The sequence below is a fragment of the Oenococcus alcoholitolerans genome (assembly GCF_051852995.1).
Taxonomy (GTDB): domain Bacteria; phylum Bacillota; class Bacilli; order Lactobacillales; family Lactobacillaceae; genus Oenococcus; species Oenococcus alcoholitolerans.
On sequence record NZ_CP176042.1, the window covers coordinates 502,470 to 523,091 of the forward strand.

Consider the following 20,622-nt stretch of genomic DNA (forward strand, 5'->3'; position numbering starts at 1 on the left):
CCAATGCGTACAGCCGAGTGGTTAATTAAATTATAACAACAAAAGCTTTAACTTTAAAATCGAATAAAAAATAATTAAATTATTTTTTCGTGATAGGGGCTAATTCGTTTCTGATGCCGATTTTTTTTATTTGTATATTTCCGCTCAAAATATTTGCAATTTCCTCAAGGATAAGCTGGCTTTCGCTGATTTTGACCGATATTTCACAGCTTATTTTTTCTCCAAAAGATATTTTTGAAGTATCTATATCATTTTTTTTGAAAAAATATTTCAGTGTGTCAAACGAACCATAATCAAAAGATATTTTAAAAACTTGTCTTTTTTCGCTTGCAAATAGTTTTGCTTTTTTTATGCTTTTTTCCGCACTTTCAGAATAGGCTCTTATTAATCCGCCGGCTCCTAGCTTTATGCCCCCAAAATATCGTGTAACCGTTATAAGCACGTCGCTTAAGTCATTTTTTTCAATACAATCTAGTATCGGTTTGCCGGCGGTTCCGGCTGGTTCGCCGTTATCGCTGATTCTTTGTAATTCTCGATTATCGCCTAAAACATATGCAAAACAATAATGATTAGCTCGTTTATTTTTGTTTTTTGTTTCTTCAATTAAACCAGCTGCCCGTTCTTCGCTGCTTATTGGCGATAATTCACTTATGAAGATTGATTTTTTTATTACTGATCGACTGCTGAAATTTTCTTTGACTGTTATCATTTTTTGTTGTTTAGGCTCTTGAATTGCTCGTTCTTTAATTTTTCATAAGTTATTTTTAGCTGCTGTTCAAATTTTGAGTTGCCTTTAGCTTGAAAATATTTTTTATTTTTTATTTTGTCCGGCAAGTATTGTTGTGCTACCCAGTCGTTAGGATAATCGTGGGGATATAAGTATTCTATTTGTTCACTCTTTTTTTTGCCCCAATTCCGAGTGTTTTTTAAGTGCAAAGGTATTTCACCGGTATTTTCTTTTTCAATATCAGCAGTTGCCTGGTTTATCGCCATATAAGCTGAATTTGATTTTGGTGATAAAGCTAATTCTATAACGGCATTCGCTAGGGGGATCCGAGCTTCAGGCAGGCCTAGCTGCAAAGCGGCATTAACAGCATTAACGGCATGACTAGCGGCATTAGGATTTGCAAGGCCAACATCCTCATAAGCTATTACTAACAGTCTTCTGGCGGCTATTGGCAGGTCTCCTGCTTCTAATATCTTAGCCAGATAGTGAATAGCCGCATCAGCATCGGATCCGCGGATCGACTTTTGAAAAGCAGAGATAACGTCATAATGAGCATCACCGTTTTTATCTCCTGAAATTGACTTTCGCTGTATCGTTTCTTCGATTATTGGTTTTGTAATATGTATAAAACCATCTTCATTTTTTTCCGTAGATAAAACAGCGAGTTCCAGGCCGTTCAAAGCACTCCTTAAATCACCGTTGGTTGAGCTTGCTAAATGTTGTCGTGCTTCTTCGCTGAATTTTATTTTATATTTTCCTAAACCTCTGTCTTTATCAGTTAGGGCTCTTTCAATAGCTTTTTTTATATCGTTTTCTGACAGGGGATGTAATTGAAATATTTGCGTTCTTGATCTGATCGCCGGAGTGACTGATAAGTATGGGTTTTCCGTTGTAGCACCTATAAGAACGATCAAGCCTGATTCAAGGTAGGGGAGTAAAAAATCCTGCTTAGTTTTATCAAGTCGATGAATCTCGTCGAGCAGCAAAACGACTGAACCGGACATTTTCCCTTCTTCGGCCACTGCCTGCAGCTCTTTTTTTCCATCTGTAGCCGCGTTTAGGATCCTAAAAGATAAATTGCTTGAACCGGCTATAGCAGAGGCGATCGAAGTTTTTCCGATGCCGGGTTCCCCGTATAATATCATTGAAGATAGCCTGTGGGCATGGACCATTCGCCAAATTATTTTTCCTTTTCCTATAAGATGTTCTTGACCGACTATATCTTCTATTTTTTTTGGACGCATCCGATAAGCTAACGGTTCGTTATTCATACTATTATTTTATGATAATTATCCAGCACTAGATCAGACCTTTGATTTTGATCATTTGGCGCGGGCCTGCAGTTTATTTGATCTGATTTTCTATTTTTAATGAATAAGGTCAAAGCTGAAACGTTGAAGATATTTCTGCTTTTCAGTCCATTAATTATTAAATAAAAAATTTATACGTTGGCTTGTTGACCTCTTGACAAGGCTGCTATATAATAATTCTGTGCTTTTTAACGCTTTCGTGCGGCTCGAAGCATTTTTTAAAGTCCACATTGGGACACGCCTGGTACTGTGGACAGGCTAAATAAAAAAGCTTTAATTTTTAAATTTTAGGAGATAATATGCCAACTATCAATCAATTAGTTCGCAAGCCTCGCAAACCAAAGACTTTCAAGTCTAAGGTCCCTGCGCTTAACTTCGGATATAATTCAATGTCCAAGAAACAAACAAACAATAATGCACCTCAAAAGCGCGGTGTTGCTACTCGTGTTGGAACGATGTCACCAAAGAAACCTAACTCTGCTTTGCGTAAATATGCTCGTGTACGCCTTTCCAATCAGTATGAAGTAACTGCTTATATTCCTGGTATAGGTCATAACCTTCAGGAACACTCTGTTGTTTTGATACGTGGTGGCCGTGTTAAAGACCTTCCTGGTGTTCGTTACCATATCATTCGTGGTGCTCTTGATACTGCTGGTGTCGAAGGACGTCGTAACGGTCGTTCAAAATATGGCGCAAAGCGTCCAAAGAAATAAGGTAAGGAGTAGAAAATGCCAAGAAAAGCTTATACAAAACAGCAAGAAGTGCTGCCAGATCCAATTTATAATTCAAAACTCGTTAGTCGTCTTATAAACAAATTGATGTTAGACGGAAAACGCGGGACAGCTTCATCTATTCTTTATCATGCTTTTGATAGAATAAAATCCGAAACTGGCAATGATCCAGTCGAAGTTTTCCAACAGGCTATGGAGAATGTTATGCCTGTCCTTGAAGTTAAGGCTCGTCGTGTTGGTGGCTCTAACTATCAAGTGCCTATCGAAGTTCGTCCAGAACGTCGTACTACTTTAGGTTTGCGGTGGATCGTTCAATATGCTCGTCTCCGTTCTGAGAGGACCATGGAAGAACGTCTTTCAAAAGAAATTTTGGATGCCGCTAATGGAACTGGAGCATCAGTAAAGAAGCGTGACGATACGCATAGAATGGCTGAAGCAAACCGTGCTTTTGCCCATTATCGTTGGTAATTTAGGATTTAAAAGGAGAATTAAATGGCTACTCGTGAATTCCCACTTGAGAGAACCCGCAATATTGGTATCATGGCACATATCGATGCCGGTAAGACTACCACTACTGAGCGTATTCTCTACTATACGGGAAAAATTCATAAAATAGGTGAGACCCATGATGGTGCATCGCAAATGGACTTCATGGATCAGGAAAAAGAGCGTGGGATCACTATTCAATCAGCTGCGACTACTGCTATTTGGCACGGATTCCATGATCAATTCAAAGACACGCCCTATCGTGTTAACATCATTGATACTCCGGGGCACGTTGATTTTACGATAGAAGTTGAACGGTCTTTGCGTGTTCTTGACGGTGCTATAGCTGTTTTGGATGGCGCTGCCGGTGTTGAGCCTCAGACTGAAACAGTTTGGCGTCAGGCAACTACTTATGAAGTTCCGCGTATCGTTTTTGTTAATAAAATGGACAAAATGGGTGCTGACTTCCAAATGTCAGTCGACTCGCTTAAAGAACGTCTTGATGTCAACGCTAAAGCCATCCAATGGCCTATCGGAGCTGAAGATGATTTTGCCGGAGTCATTGACTTGATAACGCGTGAAGCTTGGTACCCGGATGATAAATTAGGTACTGAGTGGGAAATACGTCCGATTCCCGATGACTTAAAGGATCTTGTCGAAGAAAAACGCGATGAACTTATCGAAGCCGTTGCCGATGTTGATGATGAACTGATGGAGAAATATCTTGAAGGTGAAAATATCAGCAATGATGATTTGAAAGCTGCGATTCGTCGTGCAACTATCGGCTTGAAGTTTTACCCTGTCTTAGCTGGTTCTGCATATAAAGATAAAGGTGTTCAGCTTTTGCTTGATGCCGTAGTCGATTATTTGCCATCACCGCTTGAAGTTCGTCCATATACTGCAACTGATCCAAATACTAATGAAGAAGTTGATTTGATCGCTGATGATAAAAAACCATTTGCTGCATTAGCCTTCAAAATAATGACCGATCCATACGTCGGCAGGCTTACCTTCTTGCGTGTTTATACCGGAACTCTTAAGTCTGGTTCTTATGTTGAAAATACGACTAAAGATACTCGTGAGCGTGTTGGTCGTTTATTGCAGATGCATGCTATCAGCCGAACTGAGATAGATGAGGTATTTTCTGGGGATATTGCAGCCGCTATCGGTTTAAAGTCGACTTCTACTGGCGATTCATTGACTGATGTTGATCATCCGCTTGTTTTGGAGTCGATGGACTTCCCAGACCCCGTTATTCAAATGGCCGTTGAGCCAAAGACTAAAGCGGATCAAGAAAAGATGGGCGAAGCTCTCCAGAAACTTTCTGAAGAAGACCCTTCGTTCCATGCTGAAACTAACCAAGAGACTGGTCAGACTTTGATATCCGGAATGGGAGAACTTCATCTTGATATCATGGTTGATCGTATGCGCAGAGAATTCAAAGTTGATGTCAACGTTGGAACTCCGCAGGTCGCTTATCGTGAAGCATTTACTAAAGATGTTAAAGCTCAAGGTAAGTACATTCGCCAGTCTGGTGGTAAAGGACAGTATGGTGATGTTTGGATCGAATTTACACCAAATGAAGAAGGTAAAGGTTTCGAATTCGAAAATGCCATCGTCGGTGGTGTCGTTCCTCGTGAATACATTCCTGCCGTTGAACAAGGTCTAAAAGAAGCAATGCAGTCTGGTCCTTTGGCTGGATATCCGTTAGTTGATCTTAAAGCAAAACTTTATGATGGAAGTTATCATGAAGTCGATTCTTCGGAAGCTGCATTTAAGATCGCCGCTTCAATGGCTTTGCGTGAAGCTGCTAAAAATGCAGGTGCAGTTATCTTAGAACCTGTTATGAAGGTTTCGATCGTATCTCCAACTGATAATCTTGGAGATGTTATGGGTCATGTTTCTGCTCGTCGCGGAATGATCGAAGATCAAGAAACCCATGGCAATACAGTTACTGTAACTGCGATGGTTCCTTTGGCTGAAATGTTTGGTTATACAACTACCTTGCGTTCTGCTACACAAGGTCGTGGTACTTTCCAAATGTTCTTTGATCACTACCAGGCCGTTCCTAAGAATGTCCAAGAGGATATTATTAAAAACGCTGGCAAAGAGGAATAATTTTAAAAGAGCGACTTAAAAGTCACTCTTTTTTTGTGCTCAAAAATAGAAATAAATGTTAATTGCGTTAAGCATTGTTATAATTGTTGACAGACACTATCATGGGTGAAAAAAATATGTATCATGGATTAATTTTGATCGATAAACCTTCTGGCATGACAAGTTTTGATGTTGTTGCTAAAGTAAGACACAAACTTGGCCAAAAAAAAGTAGGGCATAGCGGGACTTTAGATCCGTCTGTGACCGGTCTTTTAGTGATAGCTTTAGGCAAGGCTACAAAATTAGTAAACTACTTGCAGAACAATCGAAAAATTTACCGCGGAGAGATGGTATTAGGCATCAAAACCGATACTCAAGATCTTGATGGACAGATAATCGACCAAGAAAAACTTATTAATGAAGTGCCTTTAGCTAAATTAGAAGAAAATTTTTCTGATTTTATTGGTTCGTATGAACAATTGCCGCCGATGTATTCAGCGGTTAAATTGCATGGCCAAAAACTTTATGAATTAGCACGGCAAGGAAAAGTCGTCGAAAGAAAAAGCAGACTCGTAGATATTGATCGTTTTTCACTTAGCGGTAATCCGATTTTCGATCCTCAAAAGGGATTGGAATACATAAATTTTATAGCGAAAGTATCTAAGGGAACTTACATCAGGACTTTGGTTGAAGATTTCGGAGCAAGGCTGTCATTACCTGCATCGATGGTCAAATTAAGAAGGATCGAAGCTGATGGATTTTCAGTTCGATCGGCTTGTAAATTAGATGACTTTCTGGCTTCCGATGATTGCCGAAAATTTATTATCCCAATAGAAAAATCACTTTTGAATTATCCAAAAGTTCCGGTTTCCGACGATGATTGGCGGCTTATTTTAAACGGGGGATGGCTAAAATTAGCAGATATTTCGGCGAATGTGATTCGAATCTTTTATTCAAATACTTTTCAGGCTATATATCAATTTGATGAGAAAAGCGGCTTATATAAACCAAGGACGATGCTTATTCATGAAAATAATTAATTTACAATATCCTAATATATATAAAAATGACCATAAAAACATTGTTCTGGCCATGGGATATTTTGACGGTCTGCACCGCGGACATCAAGAAGTTATAAAAAAAGCTAAACAAATAGCTGATGATACTGGTCGTGTTTTAGCTGTATTAACTTATCGTCAATCTCCGGCAAGCTTTTATAAAAGCGATCAGATTTTAAATTATCCGATCCTTCCTTTTGAACAAAAGATCGAAAAATTCAAAGCAATGGGAGTGCAGCTTTTGTTCGCAGTCGACTATTCAATTGAATTCGGCAGGCAGGAACCGCAAACTTTCGTTGATAATTATCTGGTTTCTTTGGGCTGCAAAACAGTAGTTGCTGGTTTTGACCATACATATGGATCGGTTAATAAAAAAGCCGATATGAAGCATTTACCAGAATTTGCAAAGGGGCGTTTTGAAGTTGTAACTGTTGGGCAGGTCAGCGACAGAGGCGACAAAATTTCTTCGACGAGGATCAGGAGCCTTTTACTCAAAGGCAAACTGGAACTGGTCAATAGGCTTTTAGGATACGATTTTCAAACAGTTGGCCAAATCGTATACGGCAACCAAATTGGAAGAAAATTGGGTTTTCCAACAATAAATCAGGAGCTTAAAACAGCTCAGTTATTACCAAAAGTTGGTGTATATGCCGTTATCAGCGAATTTTTGACTGGGAAATATCAAAAAAAATCTTTTATGGGTATGGCTTCGATCGGATATAACGAAACTTTTGGTGAAAATAATCCATTAACTTTAGAAATAAACTTATTCGATTTTTCAGACGACGTTTACGGTCAGATGGTAAAAATAAAATGGATTTCTTTTTTGCGCGACCAAGTTAAATTTTCAAGCAGTCAACAGCTTGTTAATCAACTTTATCAGGATAGAATTAAAAGTAAGGAGATTTTGAATGGAAGATTATAGCTTTAACCCTTCTACAAGGTATAGCATTGTTATTTCTGGAATTTTGTTGATCGCTATTGGGTTATTGATCCTTTTTAATTATTCATCTTCCTTAGTATTTATTCTTTTTTTGGTCGGTATTTTTTCTTTTGTCCATGGCGCTGAACATCTTTTTATGGGCATCCAATTCAGACACTTTATGAACGCTTCGCAACATTATTTGCTCAGAGGTGTTTTTGGTATCATATTAGGTTTTATTTTTGTGATTTATTCTTATTCTAACGATCCAAAATTTATTAGAATGATATTTGCCTTTTGGATGCTGATAGTTTCGATCAACGGTTTGATAGAAGCTGCTTCGTTACCGTTCATAACCGGAGGAGTCCATGGTTTGACCGTCCTCGTCTCAGTTATAGGACTATTTTTCGCAGCGATCCTTTTTTCTAGCTTCGGTCTAAGCGGTTTGATGATAACAGTGATCATTGGAAATTATGCCATTTTATTAGGAATCAACCTGCTTTGTTTCCTTTTAAAGGTTGGCGATTAAATTTTTTTAAAAAAATGTTTGACCAATCTTGACTATTTGACCAATATTGTTTATTATTTTCTAGTACGAATTGAGGTGATCTTTTGGTTGATAAGAGGAAATCACAAGTGGAAAAAGAAAAAGCTGCAAGTGAAGAACAGATCGAACAAGCTGTAAAAGATTCGAAGAAAAAGCAGAAAACAAATGCTTCGAATAACCAAACGGCTGATAGTTCTAAAAAAGATAATGCTCAGCAAAAGCAGCCAGATAAAGATAATAAGCAGTCTGAGGAAAAAAAGATTGACTTTGAAGATAAATTTTATCGAGCTGAAGCTGAAATTCAAAATATGGGCAGACGCTTTGAAAAAGAAAGAGCCAATATTTTGAAATATGAAGGTCAGAGTTTGGCAAAAAGCATTTTACCTGCATTAGATAATTTGCAGCGTGCTTTAGCTATTGAAGCTGATGATGAAAATTCCAAAAAAATTAAAAAGGGTGTTGAACTTACTTACAAATCTTTAAAAAACGCACTAGTTGATAATGGAATTTCAGAAATCGGCGAGGTCGGTCAAACCTTTGATCCCATGCTTCACAATGCAATTCAGAAAACACCGATCAGTGATCCAAACAAACAAAAAGAAAACACGATCGCTATTGTTCTGCAAAAAGGTTATAAGCTTCATGATCGAGTTTTGCGTCCAGCGATGGTAAGTGTTTATCAAGACTAGGAGGAAAAAGAATGGCGAAAATTATTGGAATAGATTTAGGTACTACTAATTCGGCTGTTGCCGTTATGGAAGGCGACCGTCCAAAGATCATTACAAATCCAGATGGCGGTAGGACTACGCCGTCTGTTGTGGCTTTCAAAAATGGCGAGATCCAAGTTGGTGATGTTGCTAAAAGACAAGCTATCGTTAACCCGGAGACGATTTCTTCTATCAAACGTCACATGGGGGAAACTGACTACCGTGTAAAAGCAAATGGAAAAGAATATCGTCCTGAAGAAATATCAGCGATGATTTTGCAATATATCAAAAAGTATGCTGAGGATTATTTGGGTGAAAAAGTCACTGATGCAGTTATAACCGTACCTGCTTACTTTAATGATGCTCAGCGGCAAGCTACTAAGGATGCTGGTAAAATAGCTGGTTTGAATGTTCGCCGGATCATCAACGAACCAACTGCTGCATCTTTGGCTTTTGGTTTGGATAAGTTAGATAAGGACCAGAAGATCTTGGTTTATGATCTTGGCGGCGGAACTTTCGATGTTTCTATCCTTGAATTAGGTGATGGTGTTTTTGAAGTTCTTTCTACCAACGGCGATACGCACTTGGGTGGTGATGATTTCGACCAAAGGATCATCGATTGGTTAGTTGATGATTTCAAAAAGGAAAATGGTGTCGACCTGTCTACAGATAGTTTGGCTTTGCAGCGTTTGAAAGACGAAGCTGAAAAGGCCAAGAAGACTTTGTCTTCCTCTAATGAGGCACAAATACTGCTGCCGTTTATCCATCAGAATCTTAATATTGATAAGACCTTGACCAGGGCACAGTTTAACCAATTAACTTCTGATTTGGTCGAAAGAGCTAAAGGACCTGTTCAAAACGCAATGAAAGATGCAGGTTTGAGTTTTGATGATATTGATGAAGTCATTCTCAATGGCGGTTCTACTAGGATCCCGGCTGTTCAAGATTCAGTTAAGGAATTGACTGGAAAGGAACCAAATCATTCTATAAATCCTGATGAAGCTGTTGCTTTGGGTGCTGCTGTTCAAGGAGCTGTTATCAAAGGCGACGTTAAAGATGTCGTTTTGCTTGATGTCACTCCGCTTTCACTTGGTATTGAGACCATGGGCGGTGTTATGACCAAACTGATCGATCGCAATACTACCATACCAACATCTAAGTCACAGGTATTTTCAACCGCTGCTGATAATCAATCGGCTGTTGATATACATGTCTTGCAAGGCGAACGTCCGATGGCTGCCGATAATAAGACATTGGGCAATTTCCAATTGACGGATATTCCAGCAGCGCCTCGTGGTGTTCCACAGATCGAAGTTACTTTTGATATCGATAGAAATGGTATCGTATCTGTTTCTGCTAAGGATAAGGGAACTGGAAAAAGTCAGAAGATAACTATCCAGAATCCTGGTAACCTTTCTAAGGATGATATCGATAAAATGGTCAAGGAAGCTCAGGCCAACGAAGAAAGCGATAAGAAAAAGAAAGAAGAAGCAGATCTTCACAATGAAGTTGATCAGTTGATCTTCACAACTGAAAAAACTCTTTCAGAAGTCGGCAAGAAGCTTTCTGATGCTGATAAAAAACCAGTTCAAGATGCTTTGGAAGATTTGAAGAAAGCCAAAACTTCAAATAATATCGATACTTTGAAAGAAAAGAGAGATGCACTTTCCAAAGCTGCTCAAGCTATGGCGACCAAGCTTTACCAGCAATCTTCAAATAATGGTGGAGCTAATTCAAGTAATGGTCAAGCCGGTCCTGATACTAATAACGATAATAAAGGGAAAACCGGTGATGACGGTAAAACCGTTGATGGCGACTTTAAAGAAGTAAATCCAGACGACAAAAAGTAATTTATTTTTACCGGGTATAGATTCCCGGTCTACATAACTATGGATAATGAAGAATATTACAAGATTCTTGGTTTAGATAAAAACGCCAGCCAAGATGATATAAAACATGCTTACCGTAGGCTTTCGAAGAAATATCACCCGGATATTAATCACGAGCCTGGTGCAGAGGATAAATACAAGCAAGTCCAAGAGGCTTACGAAACATTAGGGGATCCTCAAAAGAGGGCTGCTTATGATCAATACGGCAAAGCAGGCGCCTCCGGTGCACAGAACGGTTTCGGTGGTTTTAGCCAACAGGGAGGCTTTAATTTTAACGGCCAAGATTTTGGTGATTTTGGTGATATTTTTGGTCAAATGTTTGGTCAAGCTTTTAATCCGAATGCTCCGCACAAAGGAAGAGACCTGCAGTATCGGATCAACTTAACTTTCGAGGAAGCTGTATTCGGTAAAGAAACTGAAATCAGCTACGTCCGCCAAGAAGAGGGCGGCAAGTCTAAACAGCATAGAGTTAAGGTAACTATTCCTGCCGGTGTTGAAGAGGGTCAGCAAATGCGTTTGCAAGGCCAAGGAGAAGCCGGTCGTAACGGCGGTCCTTACGGTGACCTTTATGTGGTATTTATCGTTGGCAGATCCAAGGACGGTTTCCAAAGGCAAGGTGCTGATATTTATAGCGAACATCCAATAAGCTTTGTTCAGGCTGCGCTTGGAGATAAAATCAAAGTAAAGACTGTTCATGGTGAAGTTGAATTGACTATTCCGGCCGGTACCCAGACCAATACCGAATTCAGACTTCGCGGCAAGGGCGCCCCGTATGTGGATTCAAATAGAATGGGTGATCATTACGTTAAAGTTGTTGTTCAAGTACCTAAGCATTTGAACGAAAGAGAACGTAAAGCATTGCGCGATTATGCTAAAGCCAGTGGAGACAATGTCAATCCTCAGCGACGCCGCGGTTTGTTTGGCTAAAATTCTAAATTATGAAAAAGAATCAATATCCAGTTAAGTTATTTAAAGCAGCGATCGTTTTTCAGGATGCTAATGGTAATTTTGTTTTAAAAAAAGATAGCCGTATATCTTTTTGGAGAACTGGCAAACATACTAAGGGACATTTTAGCGGCGTTGGACAATTGTTTACTACTGAAAACGATTTAGTTGCTGCAGTATTGGATTTTGATGACTTAAAATTCAGTAAAAGACACGAATATAATCCTGTTGCTAGATTTTTAGATATAAAAATAGACCCTTTTTGAACAAGGGTCTATTTTTTAATGTTTTCCAAGCCATTCATCAATGTCTTTCAGTCTTTGGATTCTTAAACTTGGCAATCCGTTACGAGAGATACCGTGGAAGCTTTGTGGGTAGCGAATGAATTTTGTTTCGTTACCTGTTTTTTTAACTGCCGTGAAAAGTTGTTCGGACTGCTCTATTGGACAGCGCATATCCCACTCTCCATGTTGAATCAAAAGAGGAGTATTTATATGATCAGCGTAAGCTAATGGAGATTTTTGCCAGTAAGTTTCAAGCCCGCCTGCATCATAAAGGTCGATTCCTAATTCTCTTTTGTTGAAGTACCAGCCGATATCAGAAGTTCCCCACAATGAGATCCAATTGATGACCGAACGCTGTGTTATTGCCGCTTTGAACCGCTGTGTGTGTCCGACTGCCCAGCTTGTCATAAAACCACCGTAAGAACCGCCTGCAATGTATTGTCTATCTCTGTCTAGTTCTGGGAAATTATTTAAAGCAAAATCCAATCCGTTAATTACATCGCTAAAATCCTTTTCTCCATAATGGCCAATAACTGCTGATTCAAATGATTGGCCATAAGTCGTTGATCCTCTAGGATTTACGAATATAACGGCGTATCCTTGGGCTGCGTGTGTTTGGAATTCATGAAAGAAAGTTTCTCCATAGGCAGCGTGCGGACCGCCATGAATATAAAGCAAAACTGGAATTTTTTTAGGGTTTTTCGGCTCTACTGCATGAAGGTACCACCCGTCATGTTCTAATCCATCGTCGCTTTTATAGACGAAGTGCTGTGATTTTGCATATAAGTGTTCGTTATCGAATTTTTCGTTGGGATCATACAGGCTTATATGACTTGCATCATTTTCATTAAAATCTATTTGAATTATTTCATTTGCTTTTTCTTGTTTTGATATCGATAAAGCGATTTTTTTATTATTTAATAGGGCAAAATCAAATATCTCATTTGGTTCATCATAAATCAAATGATATCCGTCGGCCGAACCGGAGAATAATTGTGAACGGCCATGATAGCCTGCAGCAAAAATATATTTTTCATTATCAGCCCAAGCTAATACACTTTCGGATCTTTGTTGAGAAAAATCCGCTGCCAAATGATTTTCTAAATCAAAATCATCTTCTCTGCTTAAATTTTTGAGAATCTGTTTATTTTTATCGTAAACATATAGTTCTTGTTTGGTATATCCCGGCAAATGACGATCGTTACCGGCTATTAAGATCCTGCTTTTATCAGGTGACAGTTTGGCATCAAAAAAGTATCCGTTTGGCAATTCTGATGTTATAAACGACAATTTTTTTGAGTCAAGATCGTAACTATAAATTCCTTGACCAAAATCGAGATCATCATCAGGCTTATTATCTTTAGATATTATCAGCTCTTTTCCATCTTTTGATAAATCTAATAAATTTATCCTTTTACTTGATCTTTCTAATTGGATGTGCCTTTTATCATCTGAATCGAATAGATTTATTTTATATTCAGCTTTTTCGTCAAACCAGCCATAGCCATCAAGTTTATTTTTTAATCTGCTTATTTGTCGAGTTTCAGGAAAATCCTTTGTTTTGAATTTACCGGCTTGGCTAGACTCCATACTCTCATAAATAATATTTTGACCCTTGGGATCAGCTATTATACTGATAACATCTTCTTTGCCGTTGGTTATTTGTTCGGCTGCACCGCCTTTTATATCAACACGGTATAATTGCTTTTTTTCACTTTTGTTATCTTTTGCAGAAAAGTACAAATAATTTTCAGTTATAGTCAGGTCGCTGTTCAAGCCTTCTTTATCGGTCCATGTCTGGATCTTGCCATGGCTATCGATCGATTTTATTCTGCTTTGATAGCGATTATTTTGTGAGTCTATGCTGTTTTCGATGAAAAATATTTTGCCATCTAAATATTTTAATTGGCTGGTTGATTTTAATTGGCAGATGTCGGCTGCACTTATTCTTTTCATTGGACCTTCTCCTATCTTTTTAAATTTATCTATGACTAATATTCTATTGTTTTTAAGTCGACCTTTTTGGAAAAATTGATAATGATTGCTAAAATTGTTGTATGACTGAAATGAATTATATGGACCTTGCTATCGAAAGAGCTGATGAAAATCTTTTGTTGAAAGAAGGAGGGCCATTCGGGGCAGTCGTTGTCAGAAACGAAGAAATAATCGCTGCCGCTCATAATCGCGTTTTAATTGATCGTGATCCAACTGCTCACGCTGAAATAGTTGCTATCAGAAAAGCTTGTAAAGTGCTTGGAACTCATGACCTTTCCGGGTGCCGGATATATACCAATTGCTATCCTTGTCCAATGTGTCTTTCAGCAATAATTTGGGCCAATATAAAAGAAGTTTTTTATGCCAATAGTTCTGAAGATGCATCTAAAATAGGTTTTCGTGATGATTCGATTTATAAATTTATTGCTGAACCAAGTAAAAATGAAAAAATCGTTAAGTTCCAACAGCAAGACCATACTAGGGGTTTATCTACCTTCGCTAAATTTGCGGCTGACCAAGGTCAGGAAATTTACTAAATGATTTTTTTCATAAACTCTAATATGCAAAAAAATAAATCAGGTATCGAACACGCTGAATTAAAAAGGGCGCAGCTTTTTGATGAGTTTAAAACTAATTACTGCTTTCTGCTTTTAAATTGGTCAGTTTTTTTGCATAAAGATTTAAAGGAAGCTGGCTTAAAAGATGATCAAGTCATTAATCTGTTTGATTATTTTCAAGGCTTCAGTAATGTAAAAGAAAAAATTCTAACTATCGATGATCTTGATTTCGGCAGCAGCAAAATAAGGATCGAACCAGATTTAAAGCATAATCGTTTTTTGGTTTGGAAAACGGATTATGCGACTAATTTGCCCGCAAAAGAGTATCTTGCCGAGCGTGTCAATCTTTTTTCTGATTCTGCTGATAAAAGAGTTTTCAGTCGTGAATTATTTGATCAAACGGGCAATATTTATACCGTTGATTTTTATGATTGGCGCGGTTTTAAGACCATGTCGCAATGGTATGATCAGCACCATCAAGTTGCTGTTCAAAGTTGGTTTGGCCGAAGCGGTGCCCCTGTTGTAGATGCTTTTTTTCGAAATAACGCTCAAGGGGATGCGACTATTTATTGGCGTCTAAGAGATCATAGTGGTCAAATACATATTTTTTCATCTGTAGAAAAACTGCAGAGATTCTTTCTTGATTCGATCAATGATGATTTCTTTGATAAAGAGAGACCAAATATATTTATTTTCGATCGTGCTGAACTGGGCGACTGGGCCTTAAAAAAATTACGCAGACCTGCTTATTCAGTTTTTTATCTCCATAGTTCTCATACAGTCGACAGTCAAAATGCTAAACATTCTCTTTTAAACAACAATTATGAATATGCTTTTTGGAATCTTGATTCCTATGATGCGATTGCTGCTTCGACCGATAAGCAGGCTGAAGATGTAAAGGAACGTTTTTTGCCGAATAATTCAGTTTTGACGATTCCGGTAGGATCGATTCCTGATATTCATTTTAAGAAGGGTCTAGTTGAAACTAGCAAAAGACGGAAAAATTCCATTGTGGTTTTTGCACGCATTTCAGCTGAGAAGCAGCTGGATCAATTACTTTTTGCTGTTGATATAGCGAGAAAAAAAATAAAAAATATTTCACTGGATATTTATGGTTATCGCGATTCAACCAATAACTTTCAAACATATCGTCAGCTATTGGCGATAATAAAAGACAGACACTTAGAAAATAATGTTGCGATCCATAACTATACGGAAAAAGTTGATCAAATTGAGTCTCAGGCACAAGTGTTTGCAGTGACTTCTGCCGTTGAAGGTTTTGACCTTGCTTTAATGGAAGCTCTTTCTAACGGCTTAGTCGGGCTCAGTTATCGTGTTAATTATGGCCCTAATCAAATGATCAAACAGGGAGAAAATGGTTTTTTGGTTGATGCTGGCGACTATCGTGCTTTGGCTGATCGTATGATCGAGTTATTTAGTAATGATGTGCTTTTGTCGGCCATGTCCAAAAGAGCGTTTGAATATTCACAGGATTATTCAAATAGTCGGGTTTACGAGCGTTGGAGCAAATTATTTCTTGACGCGAAGGAAAAATGGAATTTGAAAATGCTTTTATATAAAAATCAAACTCATTTTGGTCTAGGAGAAAACGGAAGCGATATATGAACTATTATTTTATTTCGGATGATTTGTACACATTTAATTCCGGCACTGAATTTTCACAAGCCCAAAGAACCGAATTATTTAATCGCTTTAATAAAAAAGCATTTTATGTAACTAAAAACTATAATTCACAACTCCACTTGAATGCATTTCAATTAGGTCTTGATGATCGGTATTTGATCGGTATGTATGATTTTTTTCAAAAATCTTTAAGCACGCCTAGCCATAAAATGAATTTGCGTTACTTAAATGCTATCCCTAAAGATGATTATAAGATCGAAAGTCCAAGCCCTGATTTTTCGCTTTTAAAAGAAGCAGGAAAAATCATTGGTCGTATAAAAGTTATTCCTTCAACTGTTTCTTTAGTTGATCAGGTAGAGTATTTTGATGACTTTGGTAAAGTTATCGCACGAGATCATTATGACTGGCGCGGTTTTCTTTCTTCAACTGAATATTTCGATCAAGAACAAATGCCGATAGCACAAGTTTTTTTTACACCAGCCGGCAAAAAAGTTTTGGAAATAACTAAACGCGAATCAAATCGGCAAATATATATAAATTCTATACGACTATATGATTTTGCTGGACAAGATTTTTATTTTTCATCAGAAGACGAGCTTTTCATTTTTTTCCTGAATCATCTTTTAGAAGAGAAACCTGGTTTGATCATAAATGATCGGACTGACTTGATAGCGGCAATAGCCTCGGTAAACGCAACTGATCTTAAGTATCAATACCTGCATGACCCGCAAACCTACAATAGTTTTGACCCGATTAACGGGCAGATGGTAACTGGAGTAGATAGTTTGTTTGATACTTTTAAAATGGATTTCAGTGGAGTCATCGTTGCTAGTCAAAAACAAAAAAATACCTTGAAGCAACGTTTTCCAAGTGCGAATATTATCAAAGCACCCGACACTGTGATTTTTTCTCATCCAGACCATTTTTTGAAAAAAGTTCATCCCCAAAGAGTTTTGTGGTTCGGTCATATTTCAGCGGAGAAGAATCTTGAAGATATGATCGCGATCGCGAAAATAGTTACCGAAAAAAAACCGGAGACGGTCTTCGAAATTTATGGATACTATTTTTCAAAAAATTACTATGATAAATTAACCACTTTAGTTGAAAATTACGGCTTAAAAAGTAATGTCATCTTTTCGAATTATCAGCAGCCGAATGAGCTGAAAAAAACTATTTTTGAGAGCAGTCTTTATTTACAGACTTCAATGCGCGAATCTTTTGGTATTTCATTGATCCAGGCCATGTCTTTCGGCTTACCGGCGATTGCTTATAATATTGATTTTGGCCCTTCTGAAATTATTTCTGATCAAAAAAACGGTTTTTTAATTAAAGCAGGCGATAAAAAAAGTGCAGCCGAAAAAATCATTGAAGTCTTGAATGATGAATCTTTATATCAAAAAATAAGCAAAGAAGCTTTCAAAACGGCTGATTTATTCGGTCCTGAAAAAACTTGGCAGAACTGGCTGAAAACAGGTTTGATAAAATAAAAAAACACATTATCGAATGAATCGATCAATGTGTTTTTAAGATTTTAATTTAGCGGAACATCTACTTGCCAGCCATCGGGGCCTTTTTCATCCCCGTTTTGAATTTTGCTCAGGCGATCATAAAGTTTCTGCGTATATGGTCCGGCTGTTGTTTCACTATAAAATACGTGTTTATTTCCATTGTGGGTAATAGAGCCTACTGGTGAAATGACCGCCGCAGTTCCCATTGCACCAGCTTCTGAAAACTGATCAAGATCATTGATGCTGATAGTTGTCTCTTCGGGTTCCATTCCAAAATCATCAGCAATTTTTAAAAGCGATTTTTTTGTTATAGAAGGTAAAATAGAAGGTGATTTTGGTGTCTTGAATTTTCCGTCTTTAGTGATTCCGAAAAAGTTGGCACCGCCTAGTTCTTCGATATTTTCATGCAAACGAGGATCTAAATAAACGACATCGGAATAACCATTTTTTTGGGCGATCGACCCTGGCAATAGACTTGAAGCATAATTCCCTGACACCTTTGATTGCCCGGTCCCGCCATGAGCGGCCCGATCATAAGGACTGGTGACATAAGCCGTTGGTTTTAGGCCGCCTTTGTAGTATGGTCCGACCGGAGTAACCAGAATATGAAATTGAAATTCATCTGCAGGATGTACCCCGATCACTTTGCCGGTACCGATCATAAATGGCCTTATATAAAGTGTTGCTCCAGAACCATAGGGCGGAACAAAATCTTGATTGGCTCTAACTACTTCTTTTACGGCACTAATGAATTTATTGATCGGAAAAGGTTCCATTAAAAGTCTTTTTGCTGAATTTTCAAGTCTTTTTGCGTTTTGGTCAGGCCTGAAAAGATTAACGCCGCCGTCTTTTCTTCGATAGGCCTTAAGACCTTCAAATGCTTCTTGACCGTAATGAAGCACATTTGCAGCTTCAGACATTTGAATGGTAGAATTTTCTGTTAGTTTTCCTTCTTGCCATTTTCCGTCCTTAAATTCTGCGTGATAGCTATAGGGCAAGTCGTAATACTCGAACCCAAGATTTTGCCAATCAAAATCTCCCGCTTTTGCTTTTGCCATTTTTCCTCCAAAAAATTATTTGTCTATCGAAATATTAAAAATAGAAAATCAAACTACATCCAAATGAAGGTCCATTTCCTTAGTACGGTTTGCTTTTTTCAAGAATTGATACCAGAACCAAGAAACGATCGCCGGTCCTACTAAACCAAAAAGAAGCATAACTCCTAATCCAGCCCATCCATTTGAAAAACCGCTGGTTGCCGGCATAGACAAAATATTTAAAGGAGCAGTCAAAGAAGAAAATCCTAACCCGCCTAAAGCAGCAGGAACTCTAAATCCACCCATCGTAACAGCTAAAGGCGCCATTACTATAGCTGATACCATTGGCCCGATTGCCGTCAGAGGAGACTTGATGATATTAGGGAATTGAACTTTCGGTGTAACTAAGCTTTGCGATATATTTGCACCAGGATTGTTTTGATTGAAGCTCATCGCCGTGTAGCCGGAAAAAGCCGCACAGCAGCCGATCAAAGCCGCTGCAGCCGACATAGGATCCAAATTAACGGCAATAGCTAATGCTGCTGAAGAAGCCGGAGTCATCAAGAACCAGAACCAGGCAAAGGAAACGACCATCGCTCCAAGCACTGGACTGACTTTCATCGTGTTAGCAAGATTTTCTGAGACCCAATTAAGAAATGGTGTTGTCACAGATGCTGCACCTAAACCGACCAAAGAACCGGCCAAAGTAGCACAGAAGGGCACTATAAACATATCTAATGGTGTTTTTCCGGTCATCCATTTACCGATCAAAGCTGCCGCTAAACCGGCTATTACTGCAGACACCGGTTGTCCAACTGTCATTATCGTAGAACCTGCAACTTGCGGAGCGACCCAGCCGGTCGCTGTGTGAGCCGCATTATCGACTAAATGTGTGAAATAGACTGAATTGGCGCCGACCGTTGCTGAAATCATAGCCGAGAAAGCTGTTAAAGTAGTCGTTCTCATCTGCATAGCGATTCCAGCACCAATAGCGGGAGCCAGCAAATGTTGCCCCAAGACTCCGACCATTTGCAAGGCTTGCCAATGAAGCAGATTACCTGCCGTGTTTAAAAGGATCGAAATTCCTAAGATTACTAGTACAGCGTTTGAGATGCCCTGGCTGACGGTATAGACCCAATCAGACATCGACATCTTATTTTTTTCTTCGTTTTTCGTTTCTGCCATTATTACCTCCAAAAAAAATACCTGTTCTAATTAGTTTTGCTAACTAGAACAGGTATAAAAAATTACCATGCTAATCAGCCGCCTTTTTTAGACGACTGACAAAATGATCAGCCGCCTTCTAAATAATTAGTAGGGCGATGCTGACCAAAATAGTTGATTCAGTCATTTTCATTTGTGAATTAAAACTTTGCATGTACTCTCACCTGAGTTGTCTTTAAATTTATATCATATTTTTTTAAAAAGCAATGATAATATACAAAAGTAACAAAAATGTAATATTTTTATTTTTTAGGCTAGATCGTGATCGTCAAAAGAAAGAAAATGCCAATCGCCATTGCTAAAAAATAGTTTTGAAACGGAACCGTTTTTAGGACGCTGGTCTATTGGTATTTCACCGTGCCCAAAACGATCAGCTAAAGAAAGCAGAGTATTTCCGTGAGAGATCATTAAAACATTTGATCCGTCAATTATTTTTCCGCTATTGATGATTTTTTCTAATCCTTCATCAAATCTTGACCAATATTCATCATTGTTTTCAGCATCATGCCAAGGATCAGCACTTTTTAGAAAATCTTTTGTTGAGGCTAAACCAAACTGATCTACGATCTCTTTATAATTCTTAAGGCCATAAGGTGCGCCGGCGCTCAGCCAAGCCGCATCCATATTAGTACCTTCAAAAGAACCATAAAATTGTTCTCTGAGATTCGGCAGACTGGTCAGTTCGATCGGTTTTGAAGAATTATTTTCCTCAATGATTATCCTGGCAGTTTTGATCGCTCGACTCGTATCCGAACTGAATGCAGCAGAAAAGTTGATCCGGGCAAGTCTTTTTCCGACCTTTACCGCATCTTGGATACCGTTTTCTGTTAGCGGAGAGTCGCTCCATCCTTGGAGTTTGTTATATCGATTGTAAAATGTTTGTCCATGACGGACTAAATAAAAAGTTGCCTTCATAAAACCTCCAGTTTTATTTTAGTCTGTTAAAATGACCGT

Annotated in this window: 19 protein-coding genes; 13 read left to right on the forward strand and 6 right to left on the reverse strand. The window is 38.4% G+C overall.

All coding sequences use genetic code 11. The features are described 5' to 3' along the window. Positions 1-79: 79 nt before the first annotated feature. Together ACKP2L_RS03020 and ACKP2L_RS03025 are read right to left on the reverse strand one after the other, a co-directional pair. Complete coding sequence (locus tag ACKP2L_RS03020; protein ID WP_439425900.1) at positions 80-709, reverse strand: YigZ family protein; 630 nt, start codon at positions 707-709, stop codon at positions 80-82. Further along, entirely contained in the window at positions 706-1,998 is a 1,293-nt protein-coding gene (locus ACKP2L_RS03025) for a replication-associated recombination protein A (RefSeq protein WP_439425901.1), read from the reverse strand. Before ACKP2L_RS03025 ends, ACKP2L_RS03020 begins: the two co-directional genes overlap by 4 nt. Before the next feature lie 338 nt (positions 1,999-2,336). Here ACKP2L_RS03025 and rpsL point away from each other — a divergent pair, with 338 nt between their 5' ends. From rpsL to ACKP2L_RS03075, 10 genes are all read left to right on the forward strand, one after another. Next, positions 2,337-2,750 (forward strand): 30S ribosomal protein S12, encoded by a 414-nt coding sequence (rpsL, locus tag ACKP2L_RS03030; RefSeq protein WP_439425902.1) that lies wholly within the window; start codon positions 2,337-2,339, stop codon positions 2,748-2,750. A gap of 15 nt (positions 2,751-2,765) precedes the next feature. Continuing rightward, the gene (gene rpsG / locus ACKP2L_RS03035; protein WP_439425903.1) at positions 2,766-3,236 is read left to right on the forward strand and encodes a 30S ribosomal protein S7; all 471 of its coding nucleotides are present in this window, start codon (positions 2,766-2,768) and stop codon (positions 3,234-3,236) included. A gap of 24 nt (positions 3,237-3,260) precedes the next feature. Beyond that, positions 3,261-5,372, forward strand: a complete 2,112-nt coding sequence (gene fusA, locus ACKP2L_RS03040) for an elongation factor G (protein WP_439425904.1) — start codon at positions 3,261-3,263, stop codon at positions 5,370-5,372. Between the two features lie 116 nt (positions 5,373-5,488). Beyond that, positions 5,489-6,391, forward strand: coding sequence for a tRNA pseudouridine(55) synthase TruB (truB, locus tag ACKP2L_RS03045; RefSeq protein WP_439426190.1), 903 nt, complete (start codon positions 5,489-5,491; stop codon positions 6,389-6,391). Then, positions 6,378-7,334: a riboflavin biosynthesis protein RibF gene (gene ribF, locus ACKP2L_RS03050; RefSeq protein WP_439425905.1), complete on the forward strand. Its 957-nt coding sequence runs from the start codon at positions 6,378-6,380 to the stop codon at positions 7,332-7,334. The genes truB and ribF overlap by 14 nt, the downstream gene beginning before the upstream one ends. Further along, positions 7,321-7,860 carry a DUF308 domain-containing protein gene (locus tag ACKP2L_RS03055; RefSeq protein ID WP_439425906.1) on the forward strand — a complete coding sequence of 180 codons (540 nt, stop codon included), beginning with the start codon at positions 7,321-7,323 and terminating at the stop codon, positions 7,858-7,860. Before ribF ends, ACKP2L_RS03055 begins: the two co-directional genes overlap by 14 nt. Positions 7,861-7,967: 107 nt before the next feature. Beyond that, entirely contained in the window at positions 7,968-8,567 is a 600-nt protein-coding gene (gene grpE / locus ACKP2L_RS03060; RefSeq protein ID WP_439425907.1) for a nucleotide exchange factor GrpE, read from the forward strand. 11 nt (positions 8,568-8,578) lie between these two features. Next, positions 8,579-10,435, forward strand: coding sequence for a molecular chaperone DnaK (gene dnaK, locus ACKP2L_RS03065; RefSeq protein WP_439425908.1), 1,857 nt, complete (start codon positions 8,579-8,581; stop codon positions 10,433-10,435). A gap of 39 nt (positions 10,436-10,474) precedes the next feature. Then, positions 10,475-11,401 carry a DnaJ C-terminal domain-containing protein gene (locus ACKP2L_RS03070; protein WP_439425909.1) on the forward strand — a complete coding sequence of 309 codons (927 nt, stop codon included), beginning with the start codon at positions 10,475-10,477 and terminating at the stop codon, positions 11,399-11,401. 11 nt (positions 11,402-11,412) lie between these two features. Next, on the forward strand, positions 11,413-11,685 hold the full coding sequence (locus tag ACKP2L_RS03075; protein ID WP_439425910.1) for a DUF7671 family protein: 273 nt from the start codon (positions 11,413-11,415) through the stop codon (positions 11,683-11,685). Between the two features lie 15 nt (positions 11,686-11,700). Here the strand turns inward: ACKP2L_RS03075 and ACKP2L_RS03080 are convergent, their stop codons facing one another. Continuing rightward, positions 11,701-13,659 (reverse strand): alpha/beta fold hydrolase, encoded by a 1,959-nt coding sequence (locus ACKP2L_RS03080; RefSeq protein ID WP_439425911.1) that lies wholly within the window; start codon positions 13,657-13,659, stop codon positions 11,701-11,703. 119 nt (positions 13,660-13,778) lie between these two features. On the opposite strand from ACKP2L_RS03080, the gene ACKP2L_RS03085 reads away from it, so the two are divergent. The 3 genes from ACKP2L_RS03085 to ACKP2L_RS03095 are packed head-to-tail and all read left to right on the forward strand — an operon-like array spanning position 13,779 to position 17,386. Beyond that, entirely contained in the window at positions 13,779-14,234 is a 456-nt protein-coding gene (locus ACKP2L_RS03085) for a nucleoside deaminase (protein ID WP_439426191.1), read from the forward strand. Next, positions 14,235-15,881 carry a glycosyltransferase gene (locus ACKP2L_RS03090; protein WP_439425912.1) on the forward strand — a complete coding sequence of 549 codons (1,647 nt, stop codon included), beginning with the start codon at positions 14,235-14,237 and terminating at the stop codon, positions 15,879-15,881. It abuts the gene before it with no gap. Further along, positions 15,878-17,386: a glycosyltransferase gene (locus ACKP2L_RS03095; protein WP_439425913.1), complete on the forward strand. Its 1,509-nt coding sequence runs from the start codon at positions 15,878-15,880 to the stop codon at positions 17,384-17,386. Before ACKP2L_RS03090 ends, ACKP2L_RS03095 begins: the two co-directional genes overlap by 4 nt. A gap of 44 nt (positions 17,387-17,430) precedes the next feature. Here the strand turns inward: ACKP2L_RS03095 and ACKP2L_RS03100 are convergent, their stop codons facing one another. From ACKP2L_RS03100 to ACKP2L_RS03110, 3 genes are all read right to left on the reverse strand, one after another. Next, positions 17,431-18,465: a branched-chain amino acid aminotransferase gene (locus ACKP2L_RS03100; RefSeq protein WP_439425914.1), complete on the reverse strand. Its 1,035-nt coding sequence runs from the start codon at positions 18,463-18,465 to the stop codon at positions 17,431-17,433. 48 nt (positions 18,466-18,513) lie between these two features. Continuing rightward, complete coding sequence (locus ACKP2L_RS03105; RefSeq protein WP_439425915.1) at positions 18,514-19,629, reverse strand: PTS transporter subunit IIC; 1,116 nt, start codon at positions 19,627-19,629, stop codon at positions 18,514-18,516. A 288-nt stretch (positions 19,630-19,917) separates the two neighbouring features. After that, positions 19,918-20,583 (reverse strand): histidine phosphatase family protein, encoded by a 666-nt coding sequence (locus ACKP2L_RS03110; RefSeq protein ID WP_439425916.1) that lies wholly within the window; start codon positions 20,581-20,583, stop codon positions 19,918-19,920. Between the last annotated feature and the right edge of the window lie 39 nt (positions 20,584-20,622).